General features: G+C 48.8%; 17 protein-coding genes and 1 riboswitch. Of the genes, 3 read left to right on the forward strand and 14 right to left on the reverse strand.

All coding sequences use genetic code 11. The features are described 5' to 3' along the window. Positions 1-40 precede the first annotated feature (40 nt). From KI362_RS13280 to KI362_RS13305, 6 genes are all read right to left on the reverse strand, one after another. A complete protein-coding gene (locus KI362_RS13280) occupies positions 41-1,315 on the reverse strand; it encodes an extracellular solute-binding protein (RefSeq protein WP_301627781.1) in 1,275 nt (424 codons plus the stop codon). 149 nt (positions 1,316-1,464) lie between these two features. After that, positions 1,465-2,244, reverse strand: coding sequence for a response regulator transcription factor (locus KI362_RS13285; protein ID WP_301627642.1), 780 nt, complete (start codon positions 2,242-2,244; stop codon positions 1,465-1,467). Beyond that, the gene (locus KI362_RS13290) at positions 2,241-3,998 is read right to left on the reverse strand and encodes a cache domain-containing sensor histidine kinase (protein ID WP_306432837.1); all 1,758 of its coding nucleotides are present in this window, start codon (positions 3,996-3,998) and stop codon (positions 2,241-2,243) included. The genes KI362_RS13285 and KI362_RS13290 overlap by 4 nt, the downstream gene beginning before the upstream one ends. An 805-nt stretch (positions 3,999-4,803) precedes the next feature. Beyond that, positions 4,804-6,111 (reverse strand): ABC transporter substrate-binding protein, encoded by a 1,308-nt coding sequence (locus tag KI362_RS13295; protein ID WP_301627644.1) that lies wholly within the window; start codon positions 6,109-6,111, stop codon positions 4,804-4,806. Positions 6,112-6,168: 57 nt separating this feature from the next. Further along, entirely contained in the window at positions 6,169-6,999 is an 831-nt protein-coding gene (locus KI362_RS13300; RefSeq protein WP_044479066.1) for a carbohydrate ABC transporter permease, read from the reverse strand. After that, on the reverse strand, positions 6,999-7,880 hold the full coding sequence (locus tag KI362_RS13305) for a carbohydrate ABC transporter permease (RefSeq protein WP_044479067.1): 882 nt from the start codon (positions 7,878-7,880) through the stop codon (positions 6,999-7,001). The genes KI362_RS13300 and KI362_RS13305 overlap by 1 nt, the downstream gene beginning before the upstream one ends. Positions 7,881-8,007: 127 nt before the next feature. Here KI362_RS13305 and KI362_RS13310 point away from each other — a divergent pair, with 127 nt between their 5' ends. Together KI362_RS13310 and KI362_RS13315 are read left to right on the forward strand one after the other, a co-directional pair. Then, positions 8,008-9,813: a cache domain-containing sensor histidine kinase gene (locus tag KI362_RS13310; protein WP_301627646.1), complete on the forward strand. Its 1,806-nt coding sequence runs from the start codon at positions 8,008-8,010 to the stop codon at positions 9,811-9,813. Positions 9,814-9,838: 25 nt separating this feature from the next. After that, the gene (locus tag KI362_RS13315; RefSeq protein WP_301627648.1) at positions 9,839-11,482 is read left to right on the forward strand and encodes a response regulator transcription factor; all 1,644 of its coding nucleotides are present in this window, start codon (positions 9,839-9,841) and stop codon (positions 11,480-11,482) included. A 461-nt stretch (positions 11,483-11,943) separates the two neighbouring features. Here the strand turns inward: KI362_RS13315 and scpB are convergent, their stop codons facing one another. The 8 genes from scpB to KI362_RS13355 form a co-directional block, all read right to left on the reverse strand. Then, positions 11,944-12,561, reverse strand: coding sequence for an SMC-Scp complex subunit ScpB (gene scpB / locus KI362_RS13320; protein WP_301627650.1), 618 nt, complete (start codon positions 12,559-12,561; stop codon positions 11,944-11,946). Next, positions 12,530-13,321: a segregation and condensation protein A gene (locus tag KI362_RS13325; protein WP_044479071.1), complete on the reverse strand. Its 792-nt coding sequence runs from the start codon at positions 13,319-13,321 to the stop codon at positions 12,530-12,532. Before KI362_RS13325 ends, scpB begins: the two co-directional genes overlap by 32 nt. 103 nt (positions 13,322-13,424) lie before the next feature. Continuing rightward, positions 13,425-13,889, reverse strand: a complete 465-nt coding sequence (gene ribH / locus KI362_RS13330; RefSeq protein ID WP_301627785.1) for a 6,7-dimethyl-8-ribityllumazine synthase — start codon at positions 13,887-13,889, stop codon at positions 13,425-13,427. 37 nt (positions 13,890-13,926) lie between these two features. Continuing rightward, positions 13,927-15,165 (reverse strand): bifunctional 3,4-dihydroxy-2-butanone-4-phosphate synthase/GTP cyclohydrolase II, encoded by a 1,239-nt coding sequence (locus tag KI362_RS13335; RefSeq protein WP_301627653.1) that lies wholly within the window; start codon positions 15,163-15,165, stop codon positions 13,927-13,929. 36 nt (positions 15,166-15,201) lie between these two features. Next, positions 15,202-15,879 (reverse strand): riboflavin synthase, encoded by a 678-nt coding sequence (ribE, locus tag KI362_RS13340; protein WP_044479073.1) that lies wholly within the window; start codon positions 15,877-15,879, stop codon positions 15,202-15,204. After that, a complete protein-coding gene (gene ribD, locus KI362_RS13345; RefSeq protein WP_301627656.1) occupies positions 15,860-16,990 on the reverse strand; it encodes a bifunctional diaminohydroxyphosphoribosylaminopyrimidine deaminase/5-amino-6-(5-phosphoribosylamino)uracil reductase RibD in 1,131 nt (376 codons plus the stop codon). Before ribD ends, ribE begins: the two co-directional genes overlap by 20 nt. 197 nt (positions 16,991-17,187) lie before the next feature. Then, positions 17,188-17,355: riboswitch (FMN riboswitch) on the reverse strand. Positions 17,356-17,723: 368 nt separating this feature from the next. Next, complete coding sequence (locus KI362_RS13350) at positions 17,724-20,021, reverse strand: beta-L-arabinofuranosidase domain-containing protein (RefSeq protein WP_301627657.1); 2,298 nt, start codon at positions 20,019-20,021, stop codon at positions 17,724-17,726. 21 nt (positions 20,022-20,042) lie between these two features. Further along, entirely contained in the window at positions 20,043-21,275 is a 1,233-nt protein-coding gene (locus tag KI362_RS13355; protein WP_301627660.1) for a dicarboxylate/amino acid:cation symporter, read from the reverse strand. Positions 21,276-21,566: 291 nt separating this feature from the next. Here KI362_RS13355 and KI362_RS13360 point away from each other — a divergent pair, with 291 nt between their 5' ends. Beyond that, a complete protein-coding gene (locus KI362_RS13360; RefSeq protein WP_301627662.1) occupies positions 21,567-22,466 on the forward strand; it encodes an AraC family transcriptional regulator in 900 nt (299 codons plus the stop codon). Positions 22,467-22,519 lie beyond the last annotated feature (53 nt).

Below are 22,519 nucleotides of genomic sequence, written 5' to 3' on the forward strand. Positions count from 1 at the left end.
CAAGGCGAACCTACGATTCTTCAAACCGCAGCAAATACTTTTAATACCCTTTCTCCAGAGCGGCTTCATGCTCTTTGACGAATTGCTCCGGTGTAATCGCTTTGCCGAATAAAGCCTGAATCATGTTCAAATGCGTCTGGGCGGCGTTCGGCTTCATCTGCACATCGGCAAACAGCGTCAGGTTGCTGGCATTGCCTAATTCGTCCAACAGATCGATATATATTTGCGGCAGGTCGGACGAAGAGGTGTCTACCTTGGTCGCAGGAATAACGCCTGCCGTGCTTACGGAGCTGGCCCCCCACTTATCGATAAAATATTCAACGAACTCCTTTGCTTCTTCCTTTACCTTGGAATTCTCGGCAATGAATAAACCAACGCCCGGTCCGCCCACCCAGCTGTTGATATCTCCCTTGCCGCTGTCCAAGGTTGGAAACTTAAAGAAGCCTACCTTGTCCTTAAATTGCTGAGGCACTTCAGGATTGGATGTAAAATTCGGAATTTCCCAGGTTCCCGTCAAGTACATGGCCGTTTTTTCGTTCATGAATTCAGATTTACCCTCATCGTTCGACAGCCCGTTGAATCCTTTGTTGAAGGCATTCATATCTACGAGCCTTTGAATCTCCGCAGCCGCTTGGATCAACGCCGGATCTTCGAACGTGCCTGAACGGTCGATGGCCTTCTTCATGGTCTCCAGTCCGCCCAAACGGTCGGCCAGATACATATACCACAATGAACCGGTCCAGCGGTCCTTATTGCCCAAAGCAATCGGGGTCACCCCATTGCTGGATAATTTCTCTACGATGCTCAAAAATTGATCATAAGTTTGCGGCACCTCCAGATTGTACTTCTCGAAGATAGCCTTGTTATAATAAACCGGCGAAATATTCAGCTCAATCGGCAAGCCGTACGTCTTCCCGTCCACAGCGTAGGCATCGGTCGTCCCCGGGAAGAATTTATCCTTCAGACCTCCGCTCAGCAAATCATCCAGCGGTGCAAACAGCTCCCCTTTGACATAAGGATCCATGAATCCGGCCGCCCAGGTGACTCCTACGTCAGGAAGCTCGTTAGATGCAGACAGAATCTTCAGCTTGTTCTTGTATTGCTCGTTCTCCAGCACTTCCTGCTGAATCGTAACATGCGGATGCTGGGTTTGATATTGATCAATGATCTCGTTAACAAGCTTATACTGCTGGGCAGATACGTCCTGCGGCCACAAATGCATCATCTTGATCGTTACTTTATCCGTATCCCCGTGCCTGACTTCCAGGGCTCCGGCGCGTTCTTCCGGATGGCTGCAGCCTCCAAGCACAAGCATGATCGATAGCGCAATCAAAAGGATCGATGTCGTTTTCTTTACCGTCACCTATTACATCCCCCATCAATTCGCGTTTTTATGAAAACGCTTTAAACCAACTGTATCATCCTGATTGCGCTTTCAAAAGTTCACTTTTATTAGTTATAATCCTACTTTTTTTGGCTTCGGTATTTGCTTGGGCTCAACCCCTCATAGGTTTTGAATACTTTAATAAAATATTTGTCGGTTTGATAGCCCACGCGTTCGGCAATCTGAGCGATGGATAATCCGCTGTGAAGCAGCAGCTCCTTGGCCCGCTGCATACGCAGCCGGCTGACATACTCGCTAAAGGTCAATTCGGTCTGTTCCTTGAACAATACGCTGAAGTAGCTGGGATTCAGATGCAGCCTATCCGCCACTTGCCGCATCGTAATCGGCTCATGAAAATGCTCGTCCAGAAATACGAGCGCATCCCGGATAAGCGGATTGTAGTTGACGCGGGTTGTCTTCGTATCCAGCAGATGCGGATCAATGAGCTTCTCCATCGTCTCGATGCGATAGCGGCTGTCCTCGATCATCAAGGCTTGCTCGACCGCCTGTACCAGTTGGTGCTTGTCCACGGGCTTGAGCAAATAATTGACCACGCCAAGCTGCATCGCCCTTTGGGCATATTCGAATTCGGCATAACCCGAAATAACGATCGCAACCGGATTGCAATGCTTGTGCCGTTGCTGCATTTCGATCAGTTCGAGTCCGGTCATGCCCGGCATTCGAATATCGGTAACCAGTAAATGGGCAGGATGATGCTCCAGCCACAGCAATGCCGCCTGGCCGCTCTCCGCGCACTCAATCCGGTACCGCCCGGCAGACCAGGCCTCCAGTGTCTTTAAAAACCCTTGTCTTGTACGGATCTCATCTTCTACGATCAGTATCGTCCGGTTCTCAATCATAGCGGTCCTCCATATTCGCTTGGAATCTCAAAGCTAACGCTTGTGCCTTCTCCCGGCCTGCTTATCACTTCGAGTTCGTGTCTCCCGCCGGATACGCTATCATAATACAGACGCAGACGCTGCCTTACATTGACAACCCCGACGCCCGTTCCTTTGGAAGACACTACTTTGCCCCCTTCCATCGCCTGCCACAGATCTCGCAGAGTATCCTCATCCATGCCCGGTCCGTTGTCGCGGACGGTGATTCTGACGTAACCATCACGATTTGCAGCTTCGACGCTGATTGTAACCTTTCCCGGACCCTCCATATTTTCCACCCCATGCCTGATTGCATTTTCCACAAGCGGCTGAATCAGCAGCTTTGGAATTTTGAGGTGTTTAAATTCAGAAGCGTCGATCGACCAGGTTAACCTATCCGCCAGCCGGATATCCATCAGCTGCAAGTATCTCCGGATATGAGCCAGCTCATCTTCGATCGTCACCCATTCATCCTGATTCGGGGTACTGATCGTGTATCTGAACAGGCTGGACATGGAGACCACAAGATTCGCAAGCTCCTCTTCCCCCTTTTCCTCAAGCGACCAATAAAAAGCTTCCAGCGTATTAAACAAAAAGTGCGGATTGATCTGGGCCTGAAGCGCCTTCAATTCAGTCCGGCTCTGCAGAATCTCTTTTTCGTAGACTACCCGTATCAATTCATTCATATTTTCGACCATCTGATTATACGAATTGTTCAATTCGTTAATCTCCATCGTATTCGAGAACATCGGATTAGGCTGCAGAACTCCGAATCTGGCCCCCCGCATCGCTTTGATTAATTTGAAAATCGGGCGTGTGATCGTCGTGGACAGGATCAGCGACATTATCAGGAACAACAGCACGCCGATGGCTCCCGACACCAATATCGCCGTTCGCAAGGTGGAAATGCCATTCGTAACATAGCTCACGGGCGTAAAAAATACAAGCGTCCAGCCCGTCGTCTCCGAGTATTGCTTCACCTCGATGTAATCGCTTCCGTTAATCGAGATGTTCTTCTCTTGGTTACCCAGCAGCTGCGCCAGATCCAGTCCGGAATCCAGATTGAAATTTGTCGTAATGGGCTGCTGGTTCGTATCGACGAGCAGGATGGATTCGCCCGCTTCCCCGCCGATTTGCTCATCAAACTGAAAATAAGCTTTATCCAAGCGCAGCATAAGAAAGCCTCCCGACGAAAACCACCGGTCCACGAGGCTTACCCTTTTTAACGCAAGCACCGATGACGGATCGCCGGGATCTATGCCCAGCCAGACAAGCTCTCCTTTTCCCCGGTCGGCCGCCAAGATCCATTCCTGATCAATAGTGTCGTTAAGCGGGATATCATTCAATGGGAATAACCGGCTATAGTCGTTGCTGTATAGCTCAAGCGCTTTGATTCCCAAAACGTAGGATTGGTAGCTTCCCAGGATCGACAGTAAGGATTGCCGCGCACTGAAAGGCGTCTCCGCCCCATCGACTTCGGAGAGCAGTAACTCTTGAATATAATCGTTCGTAGCAATTTGAGTCGTGATCGTATCGATTTGGGCAATCAAGGCATCAAGCCGCCCGTTCGCCTGGATTGCCGTCTGGCCGATGTGCTTCTCGGCATTGGACTTCAACATCGTCGACACGCTTGAGTAGGTGAGCACGCTTGCGATCCCCAATACGAACAGCATAACTAGCATAAAGCCGACAAAAATTTGGTTTCTGAGCGTGAACCACCGTCTCGGTCTTTTCACTGGAATCCATCACCCCTCCGTTAAAGATGAAATTTGCCCCTAGCTTTTCCGGCTTCAAAGCCAATAAATCGATACAATCAAACTAACATAGGATCGGTTTGATGAACAGGAGGGAATCATCCTTGAGTAAAGTTGAACTACTAAATTTTACGTACTGGGGCAACGTGTGAAGTGTTCTTACGATCGCTGTTGTTCGCGGATTCCTCTAATTCAACGAAAATATTATAAGGTAGGAATCCAATCACAAAGGCGAACGCTTTCGCTTCTACAGATCACTTCACACTTATGCCCTTTCTACGTAGCTTTTATAGTTCAACTTACATAGAAGTAGGTTAAAGCTCCGATTGAAGAATTAAAGGTAGAAATTTCACTGGAGCATGACCAAACGAGGCTGATCAAATAAAATATGGCGAGTGAAGTTCGGAGTAAGACTGGAAATGCCAGTCGGACAATCAAAGTTTCGTACTGTGCCTGAGCATTCCAGGCGCACTATGTTCTACTTGCTGTGCATCACAGGCTGCGAGCACAGTGCCGTGCAGCCTGTGATGCGCAGCCATGTGCAAATTTGTAGTTAAACTGCAAGGGCAAAGTTGTCAGGGCATAAGTGTGAAGGGTTGTGAAGAAGCGGAGCGTTCGCCTTTGTGAGCGGATTTCTCCATTGTTAGAACTTAGTCCAATCATAGAAATCCGCGAACAACAGCGATCATAGCAACTCTTCACACGTTGCCCCTCTAACGCGCCCTCTAATGAATACAAAAAAACAGGGCTTCCCGCGAGATGGGAGAGCCCTGTTGCCATTCAACTTTTACTTCTTCAATTTATCCCAGGCTGCTTGCATATTGCTCATCCAGCCTTCCACATCTACCTTATCTGCAATCAATTGCTGGATTACGCTCGCAAATTCTTGCGTTACCCCATCAGGGAACTTGGAGGATTGCAATCCGTAGACCTTATTCTCATCCACATATTTCTTCACGTCCGCTCCTAGCATACCGATATCCTCGGAAGTAGCCGGAATTGTCGTCAAGGCCGGGATGAACTTCCACTTCTTAGAGATGTATTCTTTACCCAGATCGCTTGTAACCAGCCAGTTCAAGAAGGTTTTTGCTTCTTCCTTGGAAGCGGACTCCTTGTTGACTACCAGGTTAGCCGGAATTCCCACGGTAAGCTTATCATTCTTCTCAGCGTCATTGTCGATTGGCATTGGGAACATGCCGATGTTCATATCCGGTGTTATGTTGTCCACCAATGTCTGTGCCCAGTTGCCTTCCTGCATCATGGCCACTTCGCCGCTTGCAAACATGGCCAAGTGAGTGTTGGCATCGGTAGTCAAGGGATTCTTTTGACCATATTGAACCGTCAGCTTGAGCAGATCGCTCCAATTCTTGAAGTGCTCGTTTCCAGCAATCGTCGCAGTACCTTCGTTCAATCCCTTAATGAACTCATCTACGTTGTCCTGTCTTGCAAAGGCCACGCTGATGCCTTGGTTGCCGAGCAGCCACCATTCCTGATATGCGTTACCGAACGGCGTTACGTCGATGGCTTGCAGTTTCTTCGCAGCGTCTTCCAGCTCGGCGATCGTCTTCGGCGTTTCCGTGATCCCTGCCTTTTCGAACAGATCCTTGTTATAGATATACCCGATTCCTTCCAGATTCATAGGCATACCGTATACTTTACCGTCTTTGGTCATCGGTTCGGCAGCAAGCGGTACCAGATCCTGAACCCAAGGCTGGTCGGACAAATCTTCGATTTTATCCTGCCACATATCCAGTTCGGCAAAGCCGCCGTTAGAGAAAATATCAGGCGCATCGCCGGAAGCGAACTTCGTCTTCAATGCAGCCGCATAATCGGCTCCGCCGCCAACAGTCTGGATATCCAGCTTGATGTCCGGGTATTCTTTTTCGAACTCGACCTTCAGTTCATTAAGGCCTTCCACGATTTCGGTTTTAAATTGGAATATCTTTACCGTTTTGGTCTCTCCTGTTGATGGAGCGCTTCCATTTTGGGCATTCCCATTGGTGGTATTTCCAGCATTGTTGTTTCCACCGCATGCTGAGAGCAGCATGCTCATGATCAGCAGAACCGAGACGATCATCCATGAACTTTTCTTCATCTTTTTCCCCCGCAATCTGTATTAGTAAGTACTATATTTGGAACGCCAGGCCCGGCGTCAACCTTTTACCGAGCCTGCCGCAATTCCCTCTACAATGTAACGTTGAAGCAACAGATAGAATGCAATGATCGGCAAGATCCCGATCGCCAGCGCTGGAAGCGCCATGTCCCATTGTTTTGTGTATTGCCCGAAGAATGAATACGTAGCCAGCGGAATCGTGCGCAGCTCCGGCTTTTGCAGAATCAGGGACGGAAGCAAATAATCGTTCCAGATCGCCAGCGCATTCAATACAATGATCGTCATCATCATTGGCTTCAGTAATGGCAATACGATTCTAAAGAAAACGGTAATCGGATTGCAGCCGTCCACCGTTGCTGCTTCTTCAATTTCCAGCGGTACGGATTTGACGAATCCATGGAACAGGAACACCGCCAGCGGCAAGCTTAGTCCAAGATTGGTCAGCAGCAAGCCCCATATGCTGTTATTGACGCCAAGTGTATTGACGACCTTCAGGACCGGAATCATGATCGTCTGGAACGGAACGACCATCGCTGCAACGAAGAGCAGCAGCAGGATCCGGTTAAACTTGGAATTGGAGCGAACCATCCGGTAAGCGGCCATCGCGCTAAACAATGTAATCAAGATAACGCTAACGACCGTAATAATTACGGAATTTTGGAATGCCTCGGAAAATCTGGCCAGCTCCCATGCCTTCGAATAGTTGCTCCAATTGAATTTCTCGGGCCAGCTGGCTGCATTGGTCAAGATTTCGCCGAAAGTCTTCACGGAATTAGCGAACAAAAAATAGAAGGGAGCAAGGAAGATCAGCGCGACTAGCGCCATCATTACCTCGGTAAACCCGTTTCTTCCGCGCTGTTTGGATTCCATCAGGCCTCCACCTCCTTACTCTTCGTAAACCAGACCTGAAGGAGCGAAATGCCTGCGACGATTACGAAGAACAACAGTGCTTTGGCTGTTCCATACCCATAACGGTTATTTAGGAACGCCTCATTATAAATATTGAGCGCCACCGACTCCGTTGATTTAAACGGTCCGCCTTTCGTCAGCGACAAGTTCAGGTCGAACATCTTGAACGACCAGGAGATCGCCAGGAATAGGCAGACGGTAACCGCAGGCATAATTAACGGAGCAATAATGCTCTTCAGAACCTGGAAGCGGTTCGCGCCATCAATCTCGGCTGCCTCAAGCACCTCTTTCGGCACATTGCTCAATGATGCGATGTACACGACCATCAGGTAACCGGAATACTGCCACACAAATACGAGCACGATCGCCCAATATCCGGTGGTCGCGTCACCGAGCCAAGGTAGTTGGAAGAACGACCAGCCGGTCACATCGCCCAGCGCCGCGAAGCCTTTAATGAAAATGAACTGCCAGATAAACCCGAGCAGCAGGCCTCCGATCACGTTAGGCATAAAAAAGATGGTTCGAAGCAAGTTGCGCGTTTTCAAGGGCTTGGTCAAGAAATAGGCCAAAAAGAAGCCTACTGCGTTCACCAGAATGACGCCCAACAGTGTAAATCTGACTGTGAACCAGAACGAGGTCCAAAAGTCAGGGTCATTGGCAAACATTTTCGTAAAATTCGCGAATCCGACCCAGCTGACCTGTCCCGATACCCCGTCCCAATCTGTGAAGGAGTAGTACATCCCCATCAGGAATGGAATGATCATTACTAGAGCAAAAAATGCAAATGCCGGGCCGACGAAAAACAGCTGCTGCCCGAATTGCGATAATCTTTTTGTACGCAAAGCTGCCCCTCCTCTCTATCTCTCTTTGTTGAAACACTCCTGTAATGCTATTATGTAGTTTATCTTAGCTTTCATACACCTACGAAAGTGATCACTGAGGTGTAAAATATTGATCGGATGTGTCTTGATGAACTGGAACAGTATACGAACCAAACTGATTGTATTTTTGATTCTCCCTATCATTCTTAGCTTGGGGGCAGGGATGTTCATCAGCTATTCTCTCACCACCCAATCCGTGAAAGAGCGGACCGTGGAACAGAACAAGAATTTGCTGTACCAGGGCTACCGAAACATTGCCGGGCTGCTTGAGGAGTTGAATCGGATCTCTTTGACTGCATATTCGGATTCGGAGTTATACCGTGTGTTAAATGCCGGTCATGATGATGTTGCAGCAAACAGCACTATTTACGCTTCCCTGAACTCCATTTATAAATCAATGCCCGACATCTTTCAGGTTTATCTGTTCGGAGTCAAGGACCGCCAAGCGACGCTCATGACGCAGACGACTCCCAAGCGCTGGCAAGGAGCTGCGCCTTATGCGGATGCAGTTCCACCCGAAGGCCAATCCGTATTTCTCCAGTCCACTCATGAGAGCCATTTTTATGGATTGACTTCGCCTATACCTGAAATTAAGCACGAGCAGGTGTTTACGCTACATCGACGAATCGAGCGAATACCATCGAATGAGCCGCTTGGCTTTCTGTCCATTGACGTCAAGCTCTCGTCACTGCAGGATATTGCCGAACAGTTGTACGACAGCAGGCAGGAGAGACTCTACGTAACCGATACGGTTGGCAATATCATTTACTCCGGGCAGGAGGAAATGATCGGCCAAGCCATGAATGAAGACTGGTATGACGAGCAGCTTGAAGCCTTTAGCCAAAACGAGCAAGGGAGCTTCGAGATCAATCACTCCATGTTTGTGTATCAGCGGATCAATCAGGAGAACGCCGACTGGCTAATCATCAAGGAGATTCCCGAAAAACACCTGCTGCAAGAGGCTAACCGGTCGGTCATGATCAACCTGATCATGTTCGGTCTTGCCCTGTTGGTTATTATCGCTGCAACCGTGCTGATCTCCATTCGAGTGACCGCCCCGATCAAGCGTCTGGCCGATTATATGAACGAGGTAAAGACCGGCAATCTGAATGTCGCCGTGCTCCCCGCTGGCAAAGACGAAATCGGTATGCTGACCAAACGGTTCCGAACGATGATGGAGACCATCAATGATTTGATCCTTCGTGAATATAAGCTGGAATTATCCAGCAAGACCAGTCAGTTGAAAGCATTGCAGGCACAAATCAATCCGCATTTTCTCAATAATACGCTGCAAATAATCGGTACGCTGGCGCTAGAATTGAAGGTTCCCCAAATCTATACGCTGATTTCTGCGCTTGCCAAAATGATGCATTACAGCATGCACAATAGCGATTCGACCGTAACCTTAAAGGATGAATTGGAGCATGTTAAGGCCTACATGGAGCTGCAGAAGGAGCGGTTCGAGAACCGCTTTTCCTATACAAGCGAGGTTCCCGATCATCTGCTCCACCTTAAGGTTCCCAAGCTGATTCTCCAGCCTATTATGGAGAACTACTTCAAGCATGGGCTGAGCGTTACGGAGACAGACGGCCGGATACGACTTCAAGCGTCACAGGATAAGAGCTTTGTCTTTATCGTGATCGAAAATAACGGAGCCAGCATCCCGCCCGGACAGCTGGAAGGGTTGTCACTAGAGCTGCAGCGGCAAGCGGAAGCCGAATTCGATGCGGATACGGAAGCTGACGAGTCGGTCCGTAATGAGCTTATTCCTGCAACGATCGGGCTTCATAATGTGCTTGCCCGGCTCCGGTTGGTGTACGGAGAAGCCGCTTCGCTGGAGCTCGAGAATTTGGAACCTGTCGGAGTCCGGATTATACTGAAATTACCTGTTTGATATCGGATATTTGGAGAGTGAACACATGAGAGCACTAATTGTCGACGATGAAGCCCGGGTCCGGAAGGCCGTGCAATTGCTGGTGGATTGGGATAAGCACGGCATTCGTGAGGTTAGGGAAGCCAATGGAGGAAATGAGGCTATCGAAATTATCAAGCAATTCCGTCCCCAGCTTGTCATTATGGATATGATGATGGGGTCGGGGCATGGCCTCGAACTGATGGCATGGGTCTATGAGCACGCCAGCAATACCAAATTCATTGTCGTCAGCGGGCATGATGATTTTGATTTTGTGCGGAGCGCCGTTCGTCATGGCGGAGTCGATTATATTTTGAAGCCAATTGATCCAGAAGCGATCAATACTGCCGTTCGCAAAGCCGTTGATGGGTGGCGCCTTGAGGAGGCCGAGCGGGCAGACCAGCAGCTGCTGAACATCCGGTTGAACGAATTCAAGCCGCTTTATGATGAGAAGCTCTTGTCTTCGCTGATCGACGATCCGGGATCGGCGGAAGGCGCACTGGGGAAATTGCGTAAGGAAGGCCTCATCCCGACCGGGTTGGAGGAGGCCTGCTTGCTGATTGCCCGGATTGATCCCGGCGACTCTCTGCTCCAGCAAAAATTCGGCCATAACGGCGAGCTTCTTCTTTTCGCTTTTATCAATATTTGCAATGAGTTCTTGCTTGCTCACCGCCAGGGAATCGCGTTCAAGCATCTGGGCGGGCCGCAGGAAATAGTGCTTCTCGTATGGTCTTCAGACAGAAACATCGCAGAACTGATCGAGCAGATCAATCAGGGACTGTTCGTCACATTGCAGCGCAGGCTTCACTTTGGAGCTGGCTCTGCTGGGCCATTGCCGCACAGCCTGCCGAAGCAATACACCGAAGCTGGCCTGGCCTTGCGCAGGAGAAATCTGCTCAGGCCTGATGAATACATGCATCGGGCGGAAATCCAGCATCAATCAAACTCGGCTTTTGGCCGCCATTCTCTTGGAAAGCTTCAAGAAGAATGGAAGCTGGCCGTTCAGAGCGCGGATGACGACCGAATAACGCTCGCCGCAAGTAAATGGTTCGACGAGCAGCTGCGCCTTGGGGTCATTACTCCTGAATTACTCACCGCCTGGAAAAACGAGGTCATGGCCTTCCGGGCAAGAACCATTCAAGATGTGCTGGGTCATCAGGCGGACAGCCTGCTTGCCGATTCGGAATACGAAAATGAAGACACGGGAGACACAGATGCCCCGCTGCCGGAGAACTACACCTTCTCAAAGTATGCCTGGATCGATTGGACAGTCGGCGTACTTGCCGGGTTATCCAGGCTGTTCAGCCGGCACTTGACCCGCGACAAAGATACGATCTCGGAGATCGTGCATTATATAGAGCAGAATTATCAATCCAATATCGCGCTTCAAGATATTGCCGCTCAGTTCTATGTCAGCAGAGAATATGTGTCCCGAAAATTCAAGCAAACCTTTGGGATTAACTTTTCTGATTATTTAGCCAAATACCGGATCGACAAGGCTAAATTGCTGATGTCCAACCCGCATTTAAAGCTTCAGGATGTGGCGGAGTTGGTCGGCTTCCGCGATGTGAAATACTTCAGCAAAGTATTCAAGAAGCAAGAAGGCTTGTCGCCGCGCGAATATAAAGAAAGCAGAGCAATAATGCAGTGAGCCCGCATCGCTGTTCAAAAGAAGGCAACGTCAGCTAATACCATCTGCTGCTCGCTGCCGGATATTTTAAACTCTAACGGACATTCTAGCTTCTTAGCAGACTTGTTCTCATGATTCGAAGGGTTAACGGACATTTCGGGCGCTTAGGACGCTCAAACGACTCTGGTTCACTCGATTCTATTCTCTTAGCAGCCAAAATGTCCGTTACAATTCTGGCTCCTCCAATGGCGGACCGTAAGGAGACATAATGTCCGTAAGACCAAGGACTTCTTCCCTTAGATCAAATGTACAAAGAAACCGTCTCCTTTTTGTTTAGGGTTGGGTGGTACCTCCATTTTCCAAAGAGCGGTTTCTTTTCTTTTTGTTTAACGAAATGAAAGAGGCTGCACCTCAGTTCATCTTAATGATCACTTTTGGTACACCCTCTATTAAACTGATTTTCCATACAAAGCCGCAAAATCTCATCCTTCACCACCAGGCTTGTCCACATCGTCAATGGTCAACTGCTGCTCCTCAAGTCTCTGAAACAATAACTGTGTCTCCTCTTCCAGCTGGTCGGTAGTCTCAAAATCGGACAAGTCCGGCAAATCCTTCAGACTCGCCAGTCCGAAATAATCAAGGAAGGCTTTTGTCGTGCCATACAAGATCGGTCTGCCGATGGCTTCCGCCCGCCCTACCTCTTCAATGAGATCTTTGTTGACCAAGGTATGAATGGCCCGTTCCGATTTCACACCGCGGATTTCTTCAACCTCAATTCGTGTAATCGGCTGACGGTAGGCAATGATGGATAGGGTCTCCAGTGCTGCTTGGGACAAGGTCGAACGGGAGGGCGAATAAGCCAGTCTCTCAAAATAGTGCGCATGCTGCGGCAAGGTCGCGAGCTGGTAATTGCCCGCTATCTGCAGGATTTGAATCCCTCTTCCTTCACGCTCGAACGATGACTTCATATCTGTGAGCGCGTCGGTGATTAATTCTTGACGCTGCTCCGTAACCTCCGCAAGCTGCTTGATACTGAGGCCTTCCTCTCCCGCAAGAAACAGCAAGCCTTCAATAATCGATTTCAAGTCCTGAAAATTCATCTGCCTTGACTTCCCCTCTCCACTCCATGACAATATCATCGAACAACTTGTTCTGATAACATACAATTCGCTTCATCTTCATAAGCTCCAGCACCGCGAGAAAGGTAACGACGATCTCATGCCGATACATTTCCTCATGCAGCAGCTTGGAGAACAGCAGCCTTCCGCCGATCCCCACATCTTCCAGTGCATTCACTATTTCCTTAATCCGGTCCTTGACCGAGATTTCATCCCGATGAATCCTTGCCACGACATTGCGCTTCATCGACTTCCGGATGGCCTTCTGGAACATAGCAATTAAGTCGGACGCATGCAGACCCTTCACCGGGTTCTCCTCGATCTCCGGCAGGAATGGAGAAAGATCCTCAGGCTCCTTGGAAAAAATCAGGCTGCGCTCCCATTCACGTTCGTGTAAATGCTCGGCAATTCCCTTATATTTACGGTACTCTATCAGTTGACGGATCAGCTCATCCCTTGGATCCTCATCCTCCAGATACTCGTAATCATCGTCAAATTCGATGACAGGTGGCTTGGGAAGCAGCTGCTTGCTCTTGATCGACAACAGCGAAGCTGCCATCACCAAAAATTCACTCGTCACTTCCAGTTCGAGCTCCTGCAAATTATGTAGATATTCAAGGTATTGATCAGTAATCTCGCTAATAGAGATTTGATGGATGTCGATTTCCGCTTTATCAATCAGATGCAGCAGCAAATCAAGTGGTCCTTCGAAAGTTTCCAGTTTATATAATACCGTCGTCAATGAACTTCCTCCAACCTTGTGAGCTTGTCTGCATCCATAAATTATAACATTAAACAAATAAAAAGTAGTACCCAAAATTACATGGGTACTACTTTAATAAGCATTATTTTAGCTGATTCGTCAAGTTTGCCATTTCAATCGCCGCCGTGGCTGCATCCCAGCCCTTGTTCCCGGCCTTCGTCCCGGCACGTTCAATGGCCTGTTCAATGTTCTCGGTGGTCACGACGCCAAAGATCGTCGGAACGCCTGTCTTCAGACCGATTGCCGCCACACCCTTGGCAACCTCATTGCAGACATAATCATAATGCGAGGTTGAACCCCGGATTACGGTTCCCAGCGTAATAACCGCATCATATTTGCCGCTCTCGGCAAGCTTCTGGGCAGCAAACGGGATTTCAAAGGCTCCAGGCACCCATACTACACTCATTTCCTCATCCTTTACCCCATGGCGCTTCAATGCATCCAGCGCTCCGCTAAGCAGCTTGCTGGTAATAAACTCATTAAATCTTCCCACTACGATAGCATATTTAAGTCCGTTCGATACCAGATTTCCTTCGAATACTTGCATTTGTGTCATTGAGAACTCATCCCTTCTTCAATTCGTATTAGTTATTTGCAGATTCGTCTTGCTCCAGATCATCAAATTTCAGCAGATGCCCCAGCTTAAGCTGCTTAGTATGCAGGTAGCCCGTATTGTCTTTGTTCTCCTGAATTTGCAGGGGAACCCGCTCAACCACCTGCAGGCCGTATCCTTCCAGTCCGGTAATCTTCCGGGGATTGTTGGTCAACAGGCGGATATTCGTAATCCCAAGATCTTTAAGAATCTGCGCACCGATTCCATAATCCCGAAGATCCGCAGGGAATCCGAGCTTCAGATTAGCATCGACCGTATCCAGTCCCTGCTCCTGCAGCTTATAGGCCTTTAATTTGTTGACCAGGCCAATTCCCCGGCCTTCCTGACGCATATAGAGCAGCACGCCTCTTCCTTCCTGCTCAATCTGACGAAGGGCCGCTTCAAACTGCGGGCCGCAGTCACAGCGGTGCGAATGGAATACGTCACCGGTCAAGCATTCCGAATGAACGCGCACCAGCACCGGTTCTTCACCGCTAACATCGCCTTTTACTAAGGCAACATGCTCCTTGCTATCTACTTCATTCGTATAAGCTACCGCTCTGAATTCACCGTAATCCGTAGGCATCCGAACCTCGACCTCCCGGGTAACGAGCTTCTCCTTCTCGTTCCGGTAATGAATCAGGTCCTTGACACTGATCAGCTTCAGGTCGAACTTGTTCGCAATCTCTACCAGGTCCGGCAACCTGGCCATACTCCCATCCGGCTTGATAACCTCGCAGATAACACCTGCCGGGTAGGAGCCGCACATTCTGGCCAGATCGACAGCCGCTTCGGTATGACCCGCTCTACGCAACACGCCGCCCTTCTTGGCGATCAGCGGGAACATATGCCCCGGTCTCCGGAAGTCTGCCGCTTTAGTCTCAGGGTTCATAAGCTGCTTGACCGTCATAGCACGTTCATGCGCCGAGATCCCGGTAGTCGTGTCCTTATGGTCTATCGACACCGTAAATGCGGTCCCATGATAATCCGTATTCTGTGCTACCATCGGCTGAAGCTCCAGTTCCTCTGCGCGCTCTGCCGTAATCGGCAAGCAGACTAATCCCCGGCCTTCAGTGATCATGAAATTGATTACCTCGGGGGTTGCCTTTTCGGCAAGTGCGACAAAATCCCCCTCATTTTCCCGGTCCTCGTCGTCCACCACAATGATGACCTTTCCGCGCATTAGCTCGTAGATCGCTTCCTCAACTCGGTCCAGCTGTATATCACTCATCTCTGCATCTCCTTCCAATCCATTCTTGATCTCGACTTATACAAATCCATGAGAATTCAAAAAGGACATATCAATGGCCGATTCGGTTCGGCGATCAGGGGCACCGCCGCTTCCGTTCATTCTGCCGTACTTAAGTAAATGCTCTACATATTTACCGATACAGTCGCATTCCAGATTTACCGTATCGCCCTCCCGTTTATGGACAAGCGCCGTCTCAGCCAGCGTATGCGGAATGATCGACACTCCAAACCCGCCATGCTCAACCATAGTGACCGTTAGGCTGATACCGTCGATTGCTATTGAGCCTTGAGGGATAATATATCTGAATATACTTTCATCAAGAGGCGCAATTTCGTAGATCACCGCATTCTGGTCCCGCTGGATTCGGGTAATCTTTCCAGTTCCATCAACATGGCCCTGGACAATATGTCCGCCGAAGCGTCCGTTTGCCGCCATGGCACGTTCCAGATTCACCGGACTGCCCGGTCTTAGCTCCTTCAGATTGGAATGACGATAGGTCTGCGGCATCACATCCACGGTGAAGTGTCCCTTATCAAAAGAGACGGCCGTGAGGCATACCCCGTTTACCGCAATACTGTCGCCGAGCTTCAACCCTTCAGTCACAACCGTTCCTGAAATTCCCAGAAGCATCGCTTCCCCCTTGCGCCCAATACTCTTCATCGTTCCTACTTCTTCAACCAGTCCCGTAAACACGGTTCTCCTCCTTTCGCTCAGGGATCCCTCTTACGCAAATGTTGTCGCCGCCGATCATTTCCACCTCAAGATCCTTGAGCCGGATACCATCCTCCATGCGATCCCAGCCCGCAAAGGTGAACGCCCCCGGCGCTTGAAATCCCCCAATCAGCTTCGGCGCGAGGAATAGAATCATCTCATCCACCAGGCCCAGCTCCAATAGCGAGCCGTTGAGGCGACCGCCTCCCTCCACCAGGATCGAAGAGATCCCCCGTGCTCCCAATTGCTTCAAGGCTAGGTTCAGATCAACCCGAGGACCTGCTCCGCAGATCAGAACCTCAATCTCCCGGTCCTGCAGCACCTTCACGCGAGCTTGATCGGCTTCTTCAGTCGTCAGCACTATGGTGTGGGCAAGACCGTCATTTAATACACGGCTCTCTGAAGGCATAGACAGCTTGGAGTCAGCGATAATCCGGATCGGCTGAATACCCGGAACCTCCAGTCGGGTCGTTAACTGCGGATCATCCGCCGCCACCGTCCCTGCGCCTACCATAATAGCCTGATGACGGTGCCGCATGGTATGCACTAACGCTCTCGCTGCTTCATTGCTGATCCATTTGCTGTCCCCGCTTCGAGAAGCAATCTTGCCGTCCAAGGTGCAGGCTGTCTTAACTGTCACATAGGGCATGCCCGTAGTAATGAATTTGTTAAAGAAACGGTTCAGCTTGATCGCGCGTTCCTTCAGAACACCTACCTCGACCGTAATGCCTGCCTCTTCAAGGAGCTTAATTCCCCGGCCGGCAACCTGCGGGTTGGGATCCTCACAAGCAACAACCACACGAGCTACCTGTCCGTGGACAAGTCGCTCAGCACAGGGTGGGGTCAATCCATGATGACTGCAGGGCTCCAGCGTGACATATACTGTGCTGCCAGCAGCTGCACTCCCAGCCATATTCAACGCGTGCACCTCAGCATGAGGCGTTCCTCGCTGCAGATGCGCTCCCATACCTATCACTGCCCCATCCTTGACGACCACAGCGCCGACGACGGGATTAACGCCTGTTTGTCCTTGCGTCCGCTCGGCCATTTGAATCGCCAGCTCCATATAGTACTCGTCATTCAGTCCGATCACATTTCCACCTCCTTCGTTCATGTGTAATAGCACAAAAAAACCTGCCGGCATCCGGCAGGGTTGAGAGTGAGTGTACGCAAATAAACTATCGTCAGGAATGTCCCTTTTCCACTATGTGAAAAACAGAACTTTCCAGCAATAATCTACACTTCAACTTAACTACACATATACAAAAAAAACGATGTGCTTCGTTGATGCGTCTCCTTCTCCCATCCAGACTATACTGTCGGTCCCGGAATCTCACCGGCTCAGCCATATACAACTCCAAGTGCTGTATACAGGTCACGGACTTGTGCGCCGTCCATCTTCATGCTTCTGGCGCCATCACCGTCGGTAGGGAATTTCACCCTGCCCCGAAGGATGCTGCTTATTGAATTGTCTCCCATGACAACATTTTACGTTTGCGATCAGTAATAGTAGTTTTGTTATAGACTGTTTCCCGCCAAAATCCTACCACGATCCGACCAATACTATCATAGGCTCTGCGGTAATGGTACCACCACAAATTGAAAAATGCAAGGACTCCCGCCGCGTCCCACAATTCGTCAAGCAGCCTGCCCCCTCGTAATAAGACTTTTGGGGTTGTTAATAAACACCAAACAAGCGGTTGTAAACCATGCAATTTCGCCTTTCTGCCAAATGGAGAGCAGGGGCTTCTAGTCTCCTTCAATGCAAAAATAGAGCCAAAACTTCGCTTCGGAAGTCTTGGCTCTACGGATTTCCGGATAAACGTTTACTCCGTGAACTTAAAATACATATGATATCGCTGATCTTGGATTTGATACAGTGGAGCAAAACGTATGCCATTCAGGGAGAAATTTAAGTCCCCTTCTGCTGTTCTCATGCGTTGCACGAATTGTTCTTCGCCGAAAGGCCATGTAATGAAATCCTCACCTTCATGGATTGCCGCCAAAGCATAAGGCCCGTAGAATACGCTTTTGATTCGGTTATCATCCGGCGTACTTTCCAATCTTAAACCAAAAGGTATGATAAGTTCTACTTGATCGCGTTCCCATGTTTGTTTAATTTGAATATACCCATCCACAATGTCTGGAGTAATTAGAACATCATTGATCTTAACGGCGATGGAGCTCTCCGCCCATTCGGGAATTCTAAAACGAATGCTGAATTCTTCTTTCCCGCCATTAATATAAAACTGTACCGTTTCACCATTTTCGCCTCTAATCCTTTTTTGGGTAACGGTAACACCTTTCTCTTTCCACGACAAAGCGGACGGTATATACAGATTGACGAACAAGTTGTCCTGGTCATGGAAATAAATGCTTTCCTGATATTTGAAATGGTTTTCTAAACCGGTGCCATGACAGCACGTATTTTCATGGGTATCGAATTTCTTGCATGAACCCGGGGCCAAAGGCATGAAATAGGTGCTTCCCCCTTCCGCCCGCTTGCTGTTTTCCGTGGCCAGAATGTGATTGTAAAGGGTTCTCTCATAATAGTTCATGTATTCCTTTTTAGGTTCAAAACCGTACAGCTCTTTGGTCAGCTTTAACATATTGTAGCTGGCGCAGGTCTCCGCGGTTTTATCCGTTAAATATGCGGCAATCCTGCCGGGCTCCTTGAACATTTCCGTTTCGCCGACGCCGCCGATTTGATAAGCATGGTCTTCCGTAACCATATGCCAGAAATTTTTGACTGCCTCATAATAGGCTTTCTCGCCTTCCGCCTCAAATAGTTTTAACGCGCCGATCATTTGCGGAATATGCTGGTTCGCATGCATGTCGCCGAGTGTATCCATATTTTCCTTCATGGGAAAAAATAATTTCTCATTGTCAAAATATTTTGCGGCAGCCAGATAGTTCCGGTTCTGCGTGATCAGATACAGGTTCGTTAAGACCTCGTTCATGCCGCCGAATTCTCCGGCAATGTACAATGACCACATTTTCTGGCGTTGTTCCTTGGAGAGCTGGCTCAACCGCCGATGTACCCAATCGCCTAACCGAATGCACATCACCAGGGCGTTATTATTTCCGGCCAGGGTATAGCAATCCAACAGCCCCGCCATAATCTTATGCAGCGTGTAGTACGGGGCCCAAATTGTTGGGTAAGTGGTGTACTGTTCCAATAAATTAAACTGCTCCTCCGAGTAAGCGCTTAGGAAGCCTTGATGATAGCCAGGCAGTTCCGACATGACATTTTGGCATAGGCCCAATTCGGCAATCATGTAGTCCATTTTTGCTTTTATCGCCAAATTTCCTCCTGTCGCGTCATAGGCAAGCGCTAAAGCGGATAAATAATGCCCTGTCGTATGCCCCTTGAGATTGCATTCCGGAGCATCCCAGCCGGTCATCGGTTTTGCCCCTTTGACATCCAAATTGGCGGCGATCCGAAAATTGTACAGCATCTGATCGTCATCCACGGATAACAGATACTCCAACGAACGGTTCATCGCCGCTCCAAACTCCGTATCTGCCTCAAGCCGTACGCTTTGACCTTTAAATGCATATACTTTGGGAGTATGCTCAATTCTTTCATCCGCATCGGTCGCCACGGTCACGATGGCTTCGGCCTGCCATCCGCTCTCCTCAAGCTTGCCTTTGATCGTAAAAACACCCGTCTGTTGATAGTTTTCCCTTGCGCTTGGCTCCCAGGATACCTGGCTAACCGTACGGCTTCCGGTATCGTTTCTGACGACAACGACGCCCGGTAATTCCGGCTTGATCCCTGCCTTCGTGAGAATCCGGACAGGATAAACTTCCACGATTTCGGCCTTATATTCTTCCTCCAGCACCGTGACTTCAAAAGTTCTTTGCAAAGTTTCTCCTTCAAAAGTTACGGTTGCCACCAAGGGAACAATTCGGTTTCCAACCCCATGAGTAGGTCTGGTGACCTTGCCGGTATGGCTTAAAAAAAGAATTTCTTTAGATTCCCAGTTGATGGATGAGCCATGCTTTCCAACGGAAGGCAGCTGCAAATCCGTATCCACGGTATATAAATTACCAATATAGATGCTGTCGCAGTCCTGTTTCGCGATCGTCTGCCGTCGCTTTTTTATCTCTTCCCTATCCATATTTGTACATCCTCTCTAATCTCAAGCTTGTGTTAAGTTGCCGATTTTGTTTTTCACCCAGTTCTTCCCTTCGACAATTCGCGAAATGACCATACTTATGGCCGTGTCGCCCGTGACGTTCACCATCGTGCAGAACGGATCGGTAATCGTGCCCATAATCACAAGAATCGGAACCGCTTCCACCGGAAACCCGAAAGCGGTGCAGATAAACATCTCTCCAATGAATCCTCCGCTGGGAATCGTGCCCACAATGATTCCGCTGATCAAAGCCACTACAATCGCCGTTGCCATATCCGCCGGGCCCATCGTTAGGTTTAAAATACCGAACAAAAATACGATTTTAATGATTTGAACGGCGACGACCCCGTTTTTATGAACGCTTGCCCCCAGCGGAATGACGATGTCGCTAATTTCATCGGGGATGCCCATATCCTTGGCGGCCAGCCGATTAACCGGGATGCAAGCCGTACTGCTGCAGGTTCCCATAGCGGTCGTCAGCGGCAGCCATATATTTTTCCAAAACCGCTTTAATCCGGTTGTCCCGCCGCCGTAATAAGAAGCCAATATGGAGAATAGGACGAAAAACAAAATGCAGAAGACGGAGTAGATGATCGATGCCCGAGCCACGGACCATACCACCTGATTGCCGACTTTTCCGATTAACGTAGCGAAATAGCAGGCAATGCCAACCGGTGCGTAATACATGATGATCGATACGACTTTGTTCAATACGGCGGACAAGCTGTTTAGCAGCTTGACCACAGGCTCTCCGATCTCCCCGATCGAGCTGACGGATATCCCGAACAGAATGGCGAACACGATTAAGGCCATCATATTTTTTAAGGACAACAGCTCCACAAAGTCTGAAACCGTAAACAATCGAACTAAATCCAAAGAGCTGTTCTCGACTTGCGCCGCTTCCCCGAAGGTCACATCCGAGTTTAACGCCGGATTAAAAGCGAGACCGCTAATCAGCGCCAGCACGGCAGTAATTATGCCCGTCACCACAATCACTATAAAAAAGATACCAAGAATTTTCCCCAGCTTTTTCAAATTGGTCATACTTGCGATCGAGCTGGCGATCGACACAAACACGAGCGGAACGATAATACAGAACACCAAATTCAAAAAGATATCCGCAAAGGGCTGCAATACGGATGAGCGTTCGCCGAGAATTGTACCGGTAATCCCCCCTACCAAAACGCCGGCCAACAAAATAATCGAGAACTTATAGTTTTTTAACACTCCCAGCATCTCTGTTCCCACCTCATACATGAAGTTGTTTGCTTGCGATAATGCGCTTTCAAAACTTATTCATCGTCGACGGAATGAAAGTTTATACCCTAAGTATGGGAGTTTGATCCGAATTTTTGAATTATCAAAATGAACTAAGAATGGTGCATTATTAACCTAAATAATATAAGATAATGAGCATTTTTTGCTCTTCACTCAAACCGGCCAGGAACTGGAAATAGCTTTGATCATTGATATTTCCTGCTTATCGTGGTATTTTCAATAAAACAAAATGAACACAGGAGGTATGGAATGTTATATATCAATTTCAGTTGTCCTCCGCTGCCCCACCTTATAGTCGGGGGCAATTCGCTCTTTCGGAAAGGCGATATTCATGAACGGCGCGTGTTGAACCATACCTTTGATTTAATTTTCGTATTTACCGGCGCGCTTTACCTGGAGGAAAATGGGCAGAAGTTTTCGGTCGAACCCGGTCAATTTCTCATTCTGCCGCCGGACACTTTGCATAAAGGATACAAGCCATGTGCAGCCGATACCGCCTTTTCCTGGATTCATTTCTATACGACAGGCAGCTATTCTTTTTCGGAAAGCCCGATTTCCTATGTTTCCACCAAGATGAACAAACACAAATATTATAAGAAAGATACTTTTTATATCTCGCTGCCTCAGTACGGGACGATCGACAAGAGCTTCCATGATGTCCTGAAAAGCTTGATGGACGATATTTCGCAAGTCAAAATCGATAAATATCAGAATGAAAAGTTATTCTACTCCTCCACCATTTCGCAAATTCAATATCAACAGCTGTTTCTTAAAATACTGACCTTATTTTGCGATTCCAATGAACGTTCGGAAGAAAAAGATGTGGCGGCGGAAATTTACGATCTGTTTACTTTGAATTACCAGCAGAACTTTACGTTGAACGAGTTGGCCGCACAATACGCCTTCCATCCCGCGCATATTATTCGCTGCGTCAAGAATAAATACGGCATCAGTCCTTTGCAATTGCTTTTATCGATCCGGCTGAATAAAGCCAAGCAGCTGCTTGCCGATCGCGATAAATCGGTGAACGGGATCGCGGCTTCCGTCGGTTTTTCGGACACGTCTTATTTTTGCAAGCAATTCAAAAAAGCAACCGGCATGACCCCGGTGGAGTATCGAAAATCGATAGCCCCCGTCAAAAGTGAATAAATCATGCCCAAACAGGCAACCTTAAACCACGAAATCCCCATCGAAAAATCATG

The sequence above is a fragment of the Paenibacillus apis genome (assembly GCF_018333295.1).
GTDB lineage: Bacteria > Bacillota > Bacilli > Paenibacillales > Paenibacillaceae > Fontibacillus > Fontibacillus antibioticophila.

What these genes read in the sequence shown, in the direction of transcription:
- ribH (WP_301627785.1), bottom strand. Translation starts at nt 13,889, where the DNA reads ATGCAAGTATTCGAAGGAAATCTGGTATCGAACGGACTTAAATATGCT.
- KI362_RS13315 (WP_301627648.1), top strand. Translation starts at nt 9,839, where the DNA reads ATGAGAGCACTAATTGTCGACGATGAAGCCCGGGTCCGGAAGGCCGTG.
- KI362_RS13300 (WP_044479066.1), bottom strand. Translation starts at nt 6,999, where the DNA reads ATGGAATCCAAACAGCGCGGAAGAAACGGGTTTACCGAGGTAATGATG.
- scpB (WP_301627650.1), bottom strand. Translation starts at nt 12,561, where the DNA reads ATGAATTTTCAGGACTTGAAATCGATTATTGAAGGCTTGCTGTTTCTT.
- KI362_RS13350 (WP_301627657.1), bottom strand. Translation starts at nt 20,021, where the DNA reads ATGGATAGGGAAGAGATAAAAAAGCGACGGCAGACGATCGCGAAACAG.
- KI362_RS13335 (WP_301627653.1), bottom strand. Translation starts at nt 15,165, where the DNA reads ATGAGTGATATACAGCTGGACCGAGTTGAGGAAGCGATCTACGAGCTA.
- KI362_RS13355 (WP_301627660.1), bottom strand. Translation starts at nt 21,275, where the DNA reads ATGCTGGGAGTGTTAAAAAACTATAAGTTCTCGATTATTTTGTTGGCC.
- KI362_RS13310 (WP_301627646.1), top strand. Translation starts at nt 8,008, where the DNA reads ATGAACTGGAACAGTATACGAACCAAACTGATTGTATTTTTGATTCTC.
- KI362_RS13295 (WP_301627644.1), bottom strand. Translation starts at nt 6,111, where the DNA reads ATGAAGAAAAGTTCATGGATGATCGTCTCGGTTCTGCTGATCATGAGC.
- KI362_RS13360 (WP_301627662.1), top strand. Translation starts at nt 21,567, where the DNA reads ATGTTATATATCAATTTCAGTTGTCCTCCGCTGCCCCACCTTATAGTC.
- KI362_RS13285 (WP_301627642.1), bottom strand. Translation starts at nt 2,244, where the DNA reads ATGATTGAGAACCGGACGATACTGATCGTAGAAGATGAGATCCGTACA.
- KI362_RS13280 (WP_301627781.1), bottom strand. Translation starts at nt 1,315, where the DNA reads ATGCTTGTGCTTGGAGGCTGCAGCCATCCGGAAGAACGCGCCGGAGCC.